15 protein-coding genes are annotated in these 15363 nt (G+C 38.1%); 4 read left to right on the forward strand and 11 right to left on the reverse strand.

Translation table 11 applies throughout. The features are described 5' to 3' along the window. Positions 1–178 precede the first annotated feature (178 nt). The 3 genes from IQ244_RS12245 to IQ244_RS12255 all read right to left on the reverse strand — a co-directional run bounded on the left by IQ244_RS12245 (position 179) and on the right by IQ244_RS12255 (position 3277). On the reverse strand, positions 179–1090 hold the full coding sequence (locus IQ244_RS12245) for a polysaccharide deacetylase family protein (protein WP_193894245.1): 912 nt from the start codon (positions 1088–1090) through the stop codon (positions 179–181). 811 nt (positions 1091–1901) lie between these two features. After that, positions 1902–2270, reverse strand: a complete 369-nt coding sequence (locus IQ244_RS12250; RefSeq protein ID WP_193894249.1) for an EamA family transporter — start codon at positions 2268–2270, stop codon at positions 1902–1904. A 44-nt stretch (positions 2271–2314) separates the two neighbouring features. Further along, the gene (locus IQ244_RS12255) at positions 2315–3277 is read right to left on the reverse strand and encodes a glycosyltransferase family 2 protein (protein WP_193894252.1); all 963 of its coding nucleotides are present in this window, start codon (positions 3275–3277) and stop codon (positions 2315–2317) included. A 175-nt stretch (positions 3278–3452) separates the two neighbouring features. On the opposite strand from IQ244_RS12255, the gene IQ244_RS12260 reads away from it, so the two are divergent. Then, on the forward strand, positions 3453–5006 hold the full coding sequence (locus IQ244_RS12260) for an ArnT family glycosyltransferase (RefSeq protein WP_193894255.1): 1554 nt from the start codon (positions 3453–3455) through the stop codon (positions 5004–5006). Here the strand turns inward: IQ244_RS12260 and IQ244_RS12265 are convergent. Genes IQ244_RS12265 through IQ244_RS12275 form a run of 3 tightly spaced genes read right to left on the reverse strand, consistent with a single transcriptional unit; the run spans position 5001 to position 8576 of the window. After that, a complete protein-coding gene (locus IQ244_RS12265; protein ID WP_228058877.1) occupies positions 5001–6404 on the reverse strand; it encodes a DUF2079 domain-containing protein in 1404 nt (467 codons plus the stop codon). The two genes, IQ244_RS12260 and IQ244_RS12265, sit on opposite strands and share 6 nt — an antisense overlap. Positions 6405–6420: 16 nt before the next feature. Next, entirely contained in the window at positions 6421–7806 is a 1386-nt protein-coding gene (locus IQ244_RS12270; protein ID WP_193894258.1) for a DUF2079 domain-containing protein, read from the reverse strand. Positions 7807–7838: 32 nt separating this feature from the next. After that, complete coding sequence (locus IQ244_RS12275) at positions 7839–8576, reverse strand: class I SAM-dependent methyltransferase (RefSeq protein ID WP_193894260.1); 738 nt, start codon at positions 8574–8576, stop codon at positions 7839–7841. 149 nt (positions 8577–8725) lie between these two features. Between IQ244_RS12275 and dxr the strand changes: the two genes are divergently transcribed. Beyond that, positions 8726–9922 (forward strand): 1-deoxy-D-xylulose-5-phosphate reductoisomerase, encoded by a 1197-nt coding sequence (gene dxr / locus IQ244_RS12280; RefSeq protein ID WP_193894263.1) that lies wholly within the window; start codon positions 8726–8728, stop codon positions 9920–9922. A gap of 211 nt (positions 9923–10133) precedes the next feature. Continuing rightward, positions 10134–10331, forward strand: a complete 198-nt coding sequence (locus tag IQ244_RS12285) for a hypothetical protein (RefSeq protein ID WP_193894266.1) — start codon at positions 10134–10136, stop codon at positions 10329–10331. Between the two features lie 164 nt (positions 10332–10495). Here the strand turns inward: IQ244_RS12285 and IQ244_RS12290 are convergent, their stop codons facing one another. Beyond that, positions 10496–10990, reverse strand: coding sequence for an acyl-CoA thioesterase (locus tag IQ244_RS12290; protein WP_193894269.1), 495 nt, complete (start codon positions 10988–10990; stop codon positions 10496–10498). Between the two features lie 20 nt (positions 10991–11010). On the opposite strand from IQ244_RS12290, the gene IQ244_RS12295 reads away from it, so the two are divergent. Further along, the gene (locus IQ244_RS12295; RefSeq protein ID WP_193894273.1) at positions 11011–11310 is read left to right on the forward strand and encodes a hypothetical protein; all 300 of its coding nucleotides are present in this window, start codon (positions 11011–11013) and stop codon (positions 11308–11310) included. Positions 11311–11518: 208 nt separating this feature from the next. Here IQ244_RS12295 and IQ244_RS12300 read toward each other — a convergent pair whose 3' ends face one another. The 4 genes from IQ244_RS12300 to yidC all read right to left on the reverse strand — a co-directional run bounded on the left by IQ244_RS12300 (position 11519) and on the right by yidC (position 15243). After that, entirely contained in the window at positions 11519–11863 is a 345-nt protein-coding gene (locus IQ244_RS12300) for a DUF1815 family protein (protein WP_193894276.1), read from the reverse strand. Between the two features lie 1087 nt (positions 11864–12950). Next, complete coding sequence (locus IQ244_RS12305; protein ID WP_193894279.1) at positions 12951–13466, reverse strand: YceD family protein; 516 nt, start codon at positions 13464–13466, stop codon at positions 12951–12953. Between the two features lie 91 nt (positions 13467–13557). Continuing rightward, positions 13558–14097, reverse strand: a complete 540-nt coding sequence (locus tag IQ244_RS12310; RefSeq protein ID WP_193894282.1) for a protein jag — start codon at positions 14095–14097, stop codon at positions 13558–13560. Positions 14098–14100: 3 nt separating this feature from the next. Then, entirely contained in the window at positions 14101–15243 is a 1143-nt protein-coding gene (gene yidC, locus IQ244_RS12315) for a membrane protein insertase YidC (protein ID WP_193894285.1), read from the reverse strand. Positions 15244–15363: the final 120 nt, after the last annotated feature.

Here is a 15363-nt window from a genome sequence, read left to right on the forward strand (position 1 = left end):
ACGCTATGCGAACAGACTAAAGTCTGGGGCTATACAAGCAAAACCCGCGCAGGCGGGTTTTGAGATAGTCTGCGTGGCGCACCATGCAGGCTCAAAATTTTTAATTATGGTTAGTCCGTGCCAGCACGGTTACATTCGTATAGCCGAAATTACATATTAATTAATATTAAATTAGCTATTACTTTTTCTTAGCAATTACACTTTGGGCTTTATCTTCCATTTCTAAAAGCTCTGGAATCGTCACAAAGCGGTATCCTTGCTGACGAAATCTATTAATAATCTCTGGTAAAGCTTGCACAGTGCGGGAACGATTTCCGCCACCATCATGCATGAGTACAATACCACCTGGTTTAGCTAGTCGAAAGACATTATCAATCAATTTGGGTACAGCAGGCTGAGAATAGTCTACAGAATCAGTTGACCACATCACAACAGCATACTTGGCATTTTTAGCGTATGCGGCTACGCCATTGTGCATGATTCCTCCAGGTGGGCGAAACAAATTTGTTTTCACACCTGTAATCTGATAAATCATGTCTGTTGTATGCTCAATTTCATAGGCTGCTGCCTGTTGATTCATGAAATGATACCAGTGATGCCAAGTGTGGTTAGCAATTACATGGCCTTCAGCACTTACCCGCTTGAGTAAGTCTGGATAATTTTTGACGTTCTGACCAACAACGAAAAATGTAGCTTTGATATTATTCTGTTTGAGAATCTCCAGTACTTGCGCGGTACTTTCAGGCCAAGGGCCATCGTCAAAGGTTAGAGCAATTACTTTTTGAGATGGACTAAGTTTAGCCTCTTTAATGACTGCCCCTTGAAAGCGTTTAGCTAATGCATAACCAAGGCCTTTGGCTTGTGCTTCTTGTTGCCAACTTGTCAGCATTGTCGCTTTTAAGCCTTCAATACGCTTTTGAGTACCTACTTTAGCAACTAAATTATTATTGATATTTATACGCTGATTGCTTTGTGCCTCAGAAGCATTTGGTCTTAGAAGCATCATAACAGCAACGCTTAATGTCGCACCCAAGGCAAGCAAGGCAATCAATATACCTTGCGGCCAAAGTAAAGATTTATTGTGTTCCACTTCATAACTCCTTCAAGGGTCGAACCATTATGTATGGTTCTGACGGTAATTTATAGCACACTTTTATCTAAAATTTAGATACTCAAATACTTTCCCTTAATCCTGAAAATTTAGTTCAGTTTTACAGAAGTTTATCTTTGAGTTCTTCTGATAAGGGAGCAGTTGAGATATAAGTGATATCACTTATAGTGAATGCTCACTCTAGTGATAGCTGGTACATAATCACTGGTGTTTATTGCTAAATTGTTAGTTCCCATACGGATAAGCAAGAAAATTCTGCTTTTATTGGGATACTAAATCAATCTACCTTTGAGAAGCCTCCTAGAGTATTTCTAGAAATGAATAAAAATCCGTATTCTACGAAATTTTTATCTATAGTTGATGATTTTAGGGGAGTGGATTATTCACCCAAGCTATCCCTTAAGAATTACCCAGTTTTCATTTAATATTGTATATTTTACTGCTAAAAAATATTCTTTGATTTTAAAGAAAAAATTAACTTCTTTCTTGATCAATAGATTGCTTATGCTTTTCATCGATTTATCTGCTGATAATCAACAAAAGCTAGTTTCTCATTATTAAGGAATCATAAGTAGTTAATTTATATACTCTTTAATCATTTATTTTTGATGATATGAATGATTCTTGATTTTAACTATATTTTAGTAGGAGTATGATACTGTTTGAGTATATTTTTTATTAAAAATTTAAACATAATTTAATATTTATTCAGCCTGTTATATGGGTTATTAATAGTTAGATTGCCACAATTTCGTCTCTGGCTATACAACAAGCTAATAAAGTAGAGATTTTATTTTTGCCAAACTACTAATATTACTCCTACTACAATAAAGCTCAAACCAAACAAACGCATCAGAGAGATAGGTTCTTTCAATATCCAATATCCTAGCAACACAGAGAAAATATACCCTATAGATATAGATGGGCCAGCTACACTGAGATTAACTCGTGTGAGCAGCAGAATATAAAACATAGCACCGATGCCATAGCAAGTTAATCCGATTAAAAGCTCTGGGATTGTGATAATACTTAGAATGTGATTAATTGCGTTACCTATGTGAACTCTGCCTAATTTGTTTGCACCTATTTTCAAACAAAACTGTCCTGCTGAACTGATCAGAATTGATAAAATTAATAAACTGAATTCTTGCGGTGTCATATCATTGTAGTTTATGGCAATTTCTTAACTCGGTTCCCCAGTCACTATTTAGACTGCATTTCTGAGACTTTTATCAAACCACCAGTTTCTTTGATGGTGTATATAGGCCGGGCTTTAACTTCTTCATAAATTCGCCCAATATACTCGCCTAAAATTCCGATACAAATTAACTGCACAGACCCAAGGAAAAATATAGCAATTGTAATCAAAGTGTAACCAATTAAGGGACTAGCATGGTCAAATAAACGCCAATATAGTACTAATATGATCATTAACAAGGCGATCGCAGCTGCTACCATCCCTATATAAGTAGCTAACTTTAATGGCACTGTGGAAAAAGAAATAATTCCATCAATAGCCAAAGCCCAAGACTTACCAAAGGTATACTTCACTTTGCCTGCAAAACGCGGTTCCCGTTCAAAAAGTACAGCAGTTTGGCGAAAACCCACCCAAGCGCGTAAGCCGCGAATGTAACGGTTCCGTTCAGGCATAGCATTGAGAATATCTACAACCTGTCTGTCTAGTAAACAAAAATCTCCTGTATCTGTCGGGATATCGACATGAGATAAACGCCGGAGAATACGGTAAAAAGCATAAGCAGTAAAGCGTTTTAGCCAACTTTCTTGTTTACGTGATAGACGTTGAGCATACACTACTTCATAGCCTTGTTGCCACTTTTCCAGCATCTGGAAGATTAGCTCTGGAGGATCTTGTAGATCCGCATCCATAATAATTGCACATTTGCCTTGGACAAAATTTAGCCCAGCTGTAACAGCGATTTGATGACCAAAATTTCGCGCAAAACTGAGGTAACGTACTCGACTATCGAGATGGCGGAGTTCCCGAATCATACTCAAAGAGCGATCGCGGCTACCATCATCTATTAAAATTAACTCAACTTCACCGTCTAACTGCTCTGCCACATGATGTAGACGACGATACATTTCCGTAATATTTTCTTCTTCGTTATAAATAGGAATTACTAAAGAGTATATTGGTTGAATCACTGTTTTTATCAGATTATGAAATCAAGGCTGCAAGATAAGGCAAGATTCAGACAGATATATACTATAAAATTATTGATGTAGTTTTTTATATAAAAATCTTTCTAAAGTAATTGAGATTATATCGAGTCATTGTAATCAATAAACACGCGATTAAATAATTAAACTAAATTTATATATGCGCCCATTCCGAGAAAAAGAATGGCTATTTAGCTTGCTACTGGTTTCTTTACTTCTGTGGCTGATATGTTTGGGAAACTCCCCTTTACGAGACTGGGATGAAGGTACAGTGGCGCAAGTCGCCCGTGAAATTTGGCGTGCATCCTTTGGTTCTCTGCATTGGCTGTATCCAACTTTATCAGGTGAACCTTATCATAATAAGCCGCCCCTGATGCATTTGTTAATTGCTTGGTCTTACTCCCTAGGCGGCGTGAATGAATTGACAACCCGCTTACCTGCTGCTGTGTTAACAGCGTTGGGAGTGCCTTTACTTTATTTAGTGGGGGGTTTGCTGTTTAACGATAGTTTATCAGCTTTGTTTGCGGCTTTAGTTTACTTAACAACTTTGCCTGTAGTGCGTCATGGACGCTTGGCAATGTTAGATGGTACAAGCATTACTTTTTTCTTACTATTATTATTTTGCTTATTAAAGTCACGTCAGCAGAAACCTTGGGCTTTAGGTGTGGGATTTTGCCTAGGACTAATTACTTTGACCAAAGGAATGCTAGTTTTGTTGCTGGGGGGTATCGCTGGATTATTCATTTTGGTATCGTCGCAATTAGCTGTGTTCCGTAACCCCTATTTATGGACAGGAATTTTGTTGGGAATTGCGCCAGCGATCGCTTGGTATGTTGCCCAATGGCAATATTATGGTAGTAATTTCTTACAGATAAATCTACAAGCGCAAACCTTTGACCGTATTGCCCAACCAGTTGAAGGTAATACAGGCGCTCCTTGGTATTATTTACTTGAGTTATTGAAATATGCTTTTCCCTGGTTATTATTTTGGCCAGAAGGATTTCATCTAGCTTGGAAAAAACGGGATTATAGCTGGGGTAGCTTAGTTTTAGTTGGTACGATTGTTTATTTTGTAGCTATTTCTTTAATAACTACAAAACTGCCGTGGTATGTTATGCCTTTGTACCCATTTTTATCGCTGGCAATTGGGGCAAAACTCAGTCAAGTTTGGCAGCAAAAAGCCTTTAATTCAAGAGTTTGGGCAATATTGATAGTTATTATAGCGATCGCAGGTTTAGGCGGCATTGTTTACTTTACTCTTGCACAGGAAGAGCCTGTACTCATAGTCATGAGTATTGTTTTAACAATCAGTATGGCTGTGGTGGCATGGTTAATTTACAAATGCGATCGCAGATTTATTCCTGTATTATTTTCTGGGATGTATTTAGTCTTATTGTTATTGATGAATTCCCAATCTTGGATTTGGGAATTAAATGAAAATTTTGCCGTTAAACCAGTTGCAGCATTGATTCGCAACCATGTTTTACCAGGGACAACAATTTACACATCATTTGCTTATAGTCGTCCTAGTTTAAATTTTTATTGCGATTGCAAAGTTATACCTCAAAATCCTGGGGAATTAGAAAAAAGTTTGTCTAAGTCATCTTATTTACTTATAGACGGCACCACCTTAAAAAACATTACTTTAGCTAATAATCAAAATCTGGGTACTGCTGAAGGATTTAATTTAATTGCACCAGCTAATAAGCTATAAATTCGACTTGTGAAATAATAAAACATCATCACGCTGATATTGCAGATGAAAATCTTGGCTATTGTTGAGTAATTTAACTAAATCTTGATTAAACTCTGGTTTACTCGATAAACCAGGATGACGGAGATTCAGTAATACATAATCAAATATATTTAAATTAATTTGTGTCGCTGGAGTGGCTATCAACTTAATTAATTTTCTATGAGTTAAATGAGGCGCGATTTCATCTGTAGTTAGGACACTTTTATTTGGCTGAATTTGGGCGATCGCTTCTGTTGTAGCTTGCCAGGTATCGAGCGATTGCAGATATTTGCCACCAAAATAAGTAAACTTTGCCAGACTCAAAAATGCGACAATTGACCATAGAATAATTATACGTTTATTTTGGAATAATCCTTTACTTAAAGATAAACTCGCAATCACAGATAATATTATAAATGGCAAAGCCGGAACAGAATATTGATGAATTAAATCTTTTTGTGGTTGATAGTCAGCTAGTAAGTTCAGCATCACACAAGGTAATGCTCCAATTAAAGGTGCTATTCCTTGCCAAGAAACACCCCAAATAATTGGGATAAATAATAATATTAAATAGGCTAAATTATCCCAAGATAAAAGTTTTGGTAAAACTAATCCTGGTTGAAAAAACAAATTATTCATTAATTCCGTAAAGGAATTACCCAAGTATTGATAGCGAAAAAGATAACGGTCTATTGAAGCTGCATCGCCACCAATTAGAGGAATAATAATTTTGTTAGCGATCGCATACCAAACCACACCACTAATAATTGCGATCGCTCCATATAAACGCCGTTCAAACAATATTAACCAAATACCCATTCCCACAACTGTTAATGCTAAGACTGCCTTACATCCTAAAACTAATAAAATACTCAGACAAAACCACCCAAGTTGTTGATTTCTCATTGCTAAAGTTGCCCCCAAAAGTGCTGGTACAGCTATAACTTCTGGATGAAAATCAAATAAATTAACATTAAATACTAAAGGATACAGTAGGTAAGTAGCAGCGATAGTTAGGGCTTGACTTTTATTTAATTTAGCTTGACGGGCTAATTGGTATGTAGGTAATGCACCCAAGGCTAAGACAATTCCTTGTACAGCAAATAACCAATAAACACTGGGATTAATTTTGTAAAGTAAAGCCAACGGATACCAAATCCAAGCAGCATGATCACCAAGAATGTGATAATTAGTAAAAGAAGAAATAGGTGGTATACCTTGACTAATTAAATAAGTGCCTTGGTCAAACATTCCTAAATCTAAGGCAGTAGATTGAAATAACAAATGTCGTAAGCTGCTACATATAAATAAAATTACGGCACTTGTACCAATCATCAACCATAGAGGATCAAATTTATAGTGTTTTTTTATCAACATTAATTTTTTAGAAAAATTATTTTTTAATAAATAAGTAAACATCGTCACATTTATACTTTAAATCAAATATTGAAGATTTTTTTAGTTGATTTATTATACTATTATTCGCATCTGTAAAATTTATCCAGCCAGGATGACGGAGATTTAGCAATACATAATTAAAAGTATTTAAATTATCAATATTTACCTCATTAGCTGAGGTAGTTTGAATTAATTCTCGATGACTTAAATGTGAAGCAATTTTTTCTGTAGTTATCACACTACCTTGAGTTGTCACTAAAGCGATCGCTTCTCGTGTAGCTTGCCAAGTATCAAGGTGCTGAAAATATTTACCAAAAAAATGCGTATATTTTGCTAAACTCAAAAATGCTATCAATGACCAGATAATAATTGCTCGTTTATGTTGGATTAATCCTTTTCTAGCGGCCAAGCTAGAAATTAAAACTAACAAAATAAATGGTAAAGCTGGTAAAGAATACTGGTGAACTAAATCTTTTTGTGGTTGATAATCGGCAATTAAGTTAAGTGCCAAGCAAGGAATAGCAGCTACTAAAGGTTTCATCCCTACAAATGAAAAACCCCAAATCACAGGTGCTAATAGCAGTAACAAATATTCTAAATTGCTTAATACAAATACTTTTCCTAAAATCAATCCTGGTTGAGAAATTATATTTTTACCAATTTCTAAAACTGAGTTACCTAAATAGCTATAACGTCCGACTGCTGCTGCTTCTGCACCGCTAAAATTAGGAATAATTAATTGAGTTGCAATTAACAACCAAGCCACTCCCAAAAAAATAGCGATCGCACCATGTAAACGCCGCTTTTCAAAAAACAGTAACCAACAACCCATTGCCGTAACTGTGAATGAAAGTACTGCTTTACACCCTAATACCAGTAATATCTCTAAGCAAAACCACCCTATTTGCTTGAGACGTGCTGCCAAAACTGCTGCTAATATTAGCGGTAAAGCAATTACTTCTGGGTGGAAATCAAACAAATTGATATTAAATACTAAAGGGTATAGCAAATATACAGTAGCCATTGCGATCGCTTGACTGTCTTTTAAACCAGCTTGATGGGCTAACATCCATGTAGGTAAAGCACCTAAAGCTAATGCAATTGCTTGTACGGCAAATAGCCAGTAAACACTAGGATAAATTTTATAAAGTAACGCCAAGGGATACCAAATCCAAGCTGCATGATCGCCAAGAATGTGATAACCCATGATTGTCGAAATCGGTGGTTTTCCTTGACTGATTAAATATGCTGCTTGGTCGAAAATTCCTAAATCAAAAGAGTTTGATTGAAATAATTCGTGCCGTAAACTGCTGCATATAAATAAAATCAAGGCACTTATGCCCGTCATCCAAATGACAGTCTTATTTGCAGACGATCGCATAATATTTTTACTTAAAATCTTGATAATTTAGATTAGTTTTTCTGGGCAAGTAGCACAACAGATACCCCAAAAGGTAAACTAACTCGATTAATTAAATAACGTTCACTGGCAAATAAAAAAGTCAAAAATTTATTGATGGGTTTCGCCGGTAAATTTAAATCACTACTAGCATCAGCCTTTTTATCAAGTTTGAGGAGATTTTTTAATAAACGTACTCCAGCAACCAGGGGAAATAACCAAGTATTAAAATAGCTACCATAGCAGACACTATAGCCAGCTTGTTTCACCACTCGTTGTAATTTTTTCAATGTATAACGGCGTTTATGATAATTAATTTCATCATGGTAACTCCATAAAAATTGATAAGCTGGCACTGTAATTAATAACCAACTATTTGGTTTTAATCTGGTAGATAATGCCTCTAAAGCAGATAAATCATCATCAATATGTTCTAAAACATCTAAGATCACAATTAAGTCATATTGGCTGGTAAAGGGAATTTTATCAGGTAGACTGCCTTGTTGTACTGTAGTGACTCGCCGTTCGTTAGCCAACTGACAAGCTGTTTCATCTAACTCCATCGCTGCAACTTCACCGTAACGAGCTAACATGGTCAAATTGCCACCAGTGCCACAGCCAGCCTCAAGAATTTTGGCATTTTTCGGAAGATTGAGTGGATGAATCAATTCCTCGACAATTCGGCGGCGACCGACAAACCACCAATGTTGATCCTCAACGGCAGAATACTGTAGATAAAAGTTTTTATCCATTCAGAAATTTGGTGTCTGAGCAATAATGCCAATATTTTCACACTTTTTCGCATCACTCAGAACTTTTGATGAATGATTGTGGCGATCGCTGTTATATCTGAGTCCCAAGCAATTTATAGTGGGAGTTATCTGTAAATCCTTAAGCAATTGTGAAAGCTATTACTCTTCTTGGTTCCACTGGCTCAATTGGTACTCAGACTTTAGATATTGTCGCTCAGTACCCAGATAAGTTTCGGATTGTGGGATTGGCAGCAGGGAATAATGTGGAGATGCTGGCGAATCAAATTCGGCAGTTTCGTCCGAGTATAGCCGCGATCGCCGCTGAAGATAAATTACCCGCACTCCAAGCAGCTATCCAAGACCTCAATCCCCAGCCGATTTTACTGGCTGGTAAAGCTGGAGTGATTGAAGTTGCCCGCTATGGCGATGCCGAGACGGTTGTCACAGGTATTGTTGGCTGTGCTGGTTTATTACCAACTATCGCCGCCATTGAAGCGGGTAAAGATATTGCCCTCGCCAACAAAGAAACCTTAATTGCTGGCGGCCCTGTAGTTCTCCCCTTAGTGGAAAAACATGGGGTAAAACTCTTACCTGCTGATTCTGAACACTCAGCTATATTTCAATGCCTGCAAGGCGTTCCTCAAGGCGGCTTGCGGAAGATTTTACTGACAGCCTCTGGTGGTGCTTTCCGTGATTGGCCTGTAGAAAAGTTGCCAGAAGTCACAGTGGCTGATGCCCTCAAGCACCCAAATTGGTCGATGGGCAAAAAAATTACGGTAGACTCGGCTACTTTGATGAATAAAGGATTGGAGGTAATTGAAGCTCACTTTTTGTTTGGCTTAGATTACGACAATATCGAAATTGTCATCCATCCTCAAAGCATCATTCACTCATTAATTGAGTTACAAGACACATCTGTGTTAGCCCAACTAGGCTGGCCGGATATGCGTTTACCCCTGTTATATGCTTTATCTTGGCCTGATCGCATTTACACTGATTGGGAACGTCTCGATTTAGTCAAAGCTGGCAGTTTCACCTTCAGTGAACCAGATCATCAAAAGTATCCTTGTATGCAGTTAGCATATAGCGCAGGTAAAGCAGGTGGTTCTATGCCGGCTGTTTTAAATGCTGCCAATGAGCAAGCTGTAGCTTTATTTCTAGCAGAGAAAATTAGCTTTTTAGATATTCCTCGGTGCATTGAATGGGTATGCGAACGCCATCAAAATGATAACCGTAAAAATCCTTCTTTAGATGACATTTTGGCAGCCGATCAATGGGCAAGACAAGAAGTTTTAACCGCAACTAAAAATTTAGAAACTTCCCCACAGATGATTTCTCTGCACTAAAAACTCAGATATAGCAATCCCATTTGATTTGTAAAAATTCAGATACTCAGATCCCTTGCTTCTCAAAGAAGTCGGGGATTTTGTTTTTGGCAATTTATTTTATAAATTTTTTCTAAAGAATAACACTAGTAATAAATTTCTGTTTAAATTTCAGGTATTATTACCAAACAATAGTTTTATTATTTTTCCTAATTACAAATTTAAAATTACCATGATTCCTACTTTAATTGTGGCTTGGATTGTATTTACAATATTGTGGAAAATCGTCAAAACAACTGTGAGTAATGCCTTAACTATTGCGGCAATTATTGTTTTGCTACAAGTAGGTTTTGGCATTACACCACAAGATATTTGGCATCAGATCATTCAGTTTACGCAAACTCTGTCGCAGATTCGCATTAATAAGTAATCAGAATTCAGAAGCAACTATCCCAGGATTTACGCATCAAGATTGTCCAAACAGGTTGGGTGCATAGGTATAGGGGTGTACTTATTCAAAACCCTCTCAACCTATACCTTTTCACCCCTACACCCAGTCTCCACAGATTATATTTGTGCGTAAGTCCTGATTAATTACCAATGTAATGCAGCAATTTTCGCCAGCGCATCCTTGACGCTTACAGGTAGCTGACGCATAATCTTACCTCTTTCCCTGTCTAATGCTACTAAGGTGACTTTAGCGGTGACATACAATTGCTGTCCATCCAGGGAGACAATTGCATAATCCCAGTTAATCCGAACACCAGTCACTTCTGTCATCCGAGTTTTAACTATGGCCTGCATACCCAATTGAATTGAACGGTGATAGCGGACTGAAAGTTCTACCACTGGTAAATCACAGCCTAGTACTACTAAATCAGCAAATTCAATTCCGATAGAACGTAAACACTCTATTCGTGCTTCTTCCATCCAAGTCAGATAAGTGCCATGCCAGACAATACCTGCATAGTCAGTATGATGGGGCTGCACTCTGATAGGATATTCAAACCAACTCTCAAAAGCACGACTATCTGTAATTTCGATCGCATCGGTTGGTGGTAGGGCTGGGTTTGGTTGTGATTCAGACATTTTCCCGTTTGTGAAGGATTATGGTTTTCCACATCTGGAATATCACAAAAAGGAGACATATATGGCATAAGACCGCCAAAATCATCTTGCGATCGCATGGCATAATTCTCATCACCATCCTCCAAAACATATCTCAGTTGCCTGACTTTCACATCACAGATGCAGCAACCAAAAATTCAATTATTTTAAATGTCACACAGAACAATGATGCATCCCTAATATTTCTTGCTAGGTCAATCCCCAATCTTTTTCAGCATGAAGAACACCTGAAAAATTATTTCTATAATTCCAGTCTTAGTTTACAGGCACATTCGGCGTAAATAAAAGACCCATTATATTTGGGGGTTTATTTCCGACTTCAGCCTTTTTTTCGCCATTAACCAATCTATCGAAGGTAATGGTGAATAGGTAATGGGGGATGAAAAACCCTGCCACAATTACCAATTACCAATTACCAGTGAGCCATTTTTAATGAGCAATTTATTTTCGGAGTTTGTGAGAAAATAACCCATCAGATTCCAGGAATCCTTAACTCTTTTTGGCTAAGGCTTTACCACCCGCATAAGCTGGTGCAGATTGCTTCACTAGATTTGCCAGTTCCTGTAACTGGTTAATTGCTTCTGCGCCTTCTAACTTCATGAGTTCGCGGTCATCCCGCATTTCTGTCCAAGTAATCCCATAATCGGATACCAAAAATCGAATCAGATGGTTATTTCCTAGGCTCACCATAAATGAAGCACTATTCATCTGGTCGCCACAGGTATAACAAGACGCAGGATAACCACGTCGTTCTAGTACAATTGCCAAGGCTTGTAGGTTCATTACCAAGTCTTGAACGAATTGTCGGTGTTGATGCGCTAGTCTCAGAAACACTTTTGTCCTCCAGACACCACAGTCATTTTAGGCACTTTTATATTTTTTTTAGATTTTCTTACCCACTGGTATTGTAAACTATTCATTACAATTCCCGGATATATTTGCAGTAGTTAATTAACTACCTAGCTTAGGGTATGAGATAACTGTTAAGTTTGCCGTATCAAACTATTCAGTTTGCAAGTTTAATCTTTCAGACAGAACTGCAAAAATTATTGTTTCTTCATGTATTTCTATCATTAAAGATGTTAACTTGCCGCGTTCCGCTTCAAGAGTAACCCAGATTTGGTACTAGTCAACCACAGAAAAGCTACGGATATCGTGTTTACCAGCTATGTGTAGCCTAACCCATGATGGGCAAAAGCTTTAAGACCCTTTAATGTTCTTTACGCCTTTATTTGGCTAGTCAATTGAGAGTATAGTTAAGCCTCAGTTTAGTACTACCTAAATGTTTAGTAATAAATATTTATGCCTCCTAAATAAATATATGCAGTTCGGTAGAAAAACTTGCCGAAAAGAGATGCTAATTTCCAGCAATATTAATAGAGTTGCAGAAAATTTTGATACAGAAAGTGTTCTGAGACACTAAGATAATTTTTTACCCAACTATCTCTAGACTAAGCCCAGAGAATAAAGAAATGCGGAATAGGTATGTTGCCATTTCGCCAGGTTTTTATAAAGTTTGGAAATTTTCCAGAAGAAACTATTTACAATCGGGTAACATTTTTCAGATAACGGGTGAGAATGTTGATTTAAGCTGGAAGTAGCTAGGCACTTTTTATGGTTGCTGAATTTAGCAGCAAAAAAGCAATAAATCATTAATTTTACTTATATTCCTTATTCAAGGAGATCTGATTTTTCCAGAAATTATGTTAACCCATAATATTTGAGACTTAAGATTTGTCACTCTAACAATAGTTAGAGATTAATGCAACAAACCTATGTATAACTTCAGTAAATCTTTTTAAGATAAGATAAATTCTATTTTGAGAATGCGATCGCCCATAATTTTCTCTTAAAGGGTGTTTAGACATTCTCCCAGGCGATCGCCAAAATTCACGAGGTATACGAAACACACTCCCTCATACTAACCAGGAAGTTGCTTTTTCAATGCTTCCAATCCAGCCCAGCGGTTATCAACAGGCTTTTCTTGACTATCTAGACTCTCATCAACACTGCTCAAAATACCTGGACAATTCAGATCACACAACTGACGCTGAGGCATTTCTAAGCACATTTGCTCATAAAGCCATTCACTAGGAGAAAAATATCCATTGGGTGACAGGGTTTCTAGCAAGTCTTCCAGAGCTATTTCCCGCTCTAGGGGCAAGTCTTGTGGTTGATTGGCTGCCTCATCCAACCAAATAATTTCTTTGGTGTTCAGCGCTAACCGACGATTATACTGTTGCAAACAGCGGTTACACGTACAAGTAATAATAGTTTCTGCCTGACCGGAAACTTCCAGGTAATTACCTTGGTGCTGCACACGAACACGACCTCGAATTGGTGTTAGCGTTTCTAGTCCAGGCAGAAACTCTTGAACCTGAATTTCCTCTGTCCGCTCCGGGGCTTTGGTGAGCTGCGGAATAAAAATTGCGTCCATAGGATTTGTGAGACATCCTCACTAAACAGTTATGTTTCTCATCAGCAATTGTGCTGATATTACATCTTTATTTTAGCTCTTAGAGGAACAGTCAAAATTGTTGACTGGGTGAGCTTTCATATTCCCCAGCCGGACGCACAACCAGATGACGATGTGGTTCTTTGCCACGGCTGAAGGTTTCTAAATCAGAAAATTCCTTGAGGAAGGTGTGGATTTGCCGTCGTTCCGCTGAACTGAGGGATTTAATTTCCACTTCTCTAGCAAAAGTTCGCACTTCGTCTGCTGCTGCTTCAGCTAAAGCGCGAATTTCTGCTTGTCTTTTTACCCGATAACCATTCAACTCAATGGTGTAGGATGCTTGTTCTTCCTGTGGTTGGTTCAGGTTAAGGACAGAATTAGCTAGATACTGAATTGCATCCAGTACAGAACCATCAGCACCGATGAGAACTTGGATTTGTGTTGGTGCTAAGTTGGTTTCGTTAATTGTCAACCAGTAATTATCTGGTTCTGGGGTATCGTCATCTTGAGGTTGGGCTACTTCTATGTCACCCTGAATCTCAGCAGAGACCCCAGTGAGTTCTAGCAGTGATTTTAACCACTGCTGACCTCGCTGCATGGAACTGTTACTCATCTATCAACCTGTAGCCTTTTTCTTAGAACTTTTTGGTTCAAAAGGTAATGACTTTTGTTCTGTTACTGTTTCTTTCTCTTGGATGGCTACAATTTTTTGTAGTTCCTCTGATAAGGGTTCACGAGAAAGAATATAAGTTTGCAGAGTTTGGAAAATATTACCAATCACCATATACATCAAAACCCCAGCTGGTAAGGGGAAGAACAAAAACATTCCCGAAAAAATAACTGGGGTGATTTTGTTGACTGTATCCTGTTGTGGGTTGCCACCGCTGGAGTTCTGCCCCGAAAGGATTTGACTAACGTAGAGACTGATACCAAAGAAGATCACCATAGCGACAATATCCCAGTGGATTTTACCATCGGGATCAACTGCGCCAACTCTACCCAAGGCATCGATGAACAAAAATCCTTTGTCTGCTGCCAGTCCGGGAATTGTGCCTTGAAGTGTCACATCTCCAGGTTGTAAGGCTTCAAGATTACCTTGAGCATCGACTTTGATTCTTTCTTCGCCTTTGATGATTTTCCATTCTGGCGTTAGCTTTGTTTCTGGGTGTTCTGTCAATAAGACATCAAAAGGTTTGCCTTCTAAAGTTTGATATTGTATTTTTGTTTTTTCTCCCACGGCTAGTTTGGTACCGCTAGGGAGGATAGCAGTTACTTTATGGTGTTCCCCATCAGCAACATAAATGTTTTGTGGGGCAGTAGCAAAGGCTTGTGGTTGAACTCTTTCAATTTGTTCAGATGGCAAGATTTGGAGGTTAACGGAGTAATTCACACCCGCAAAAGGTGATCCCCGTAAAGTAGCAAACAGCGCTAACAACACTGGCATTTGTAACAGCAATGGCAAACATCCTGCTAAGGGGTTGCCGAACTCCTTTTGGACGTTCATCATTTCTTCTTGCTGTTTTTGCGGGTCGTCTTTATAGCGCTCTTTGATTTCTGCCATCCGCTTTTGCATTAGAGGCTGCACAATTCGCATCCGCCGCATATTGCGGATTGAGCCAGCACTCAGGGGATAAAGCGCAAAGCGGACTATCAATGTCAAGGCAACGATCGCCAACCCATAGCTCGGCAAAATGCCGTAGAAAAAGTCTATGATTGGCAACATGACGTTGTTTGAGAGGAAGCCGATACCAAAATCCATTATTCTGAATTCAACCTGAGGTACTGTAAATTTAACTGAATCTAATTTATCTAAATCGTGATTCGGCTGCGACTATCTCTCGCTACGGATAGCCGCACATGAAGAAATTTGGGGAGTGGG

Source organism: Nostoc sp. LEGE 06077 (assembly GCF_015207705.1).
In the GTDB taxonomy this organism is placed as follows: Bacteria; Cyanobacteriota; Cyanobacteriia; order Cyanobacteriales; family Nostocaceae; genus Nostoc_B.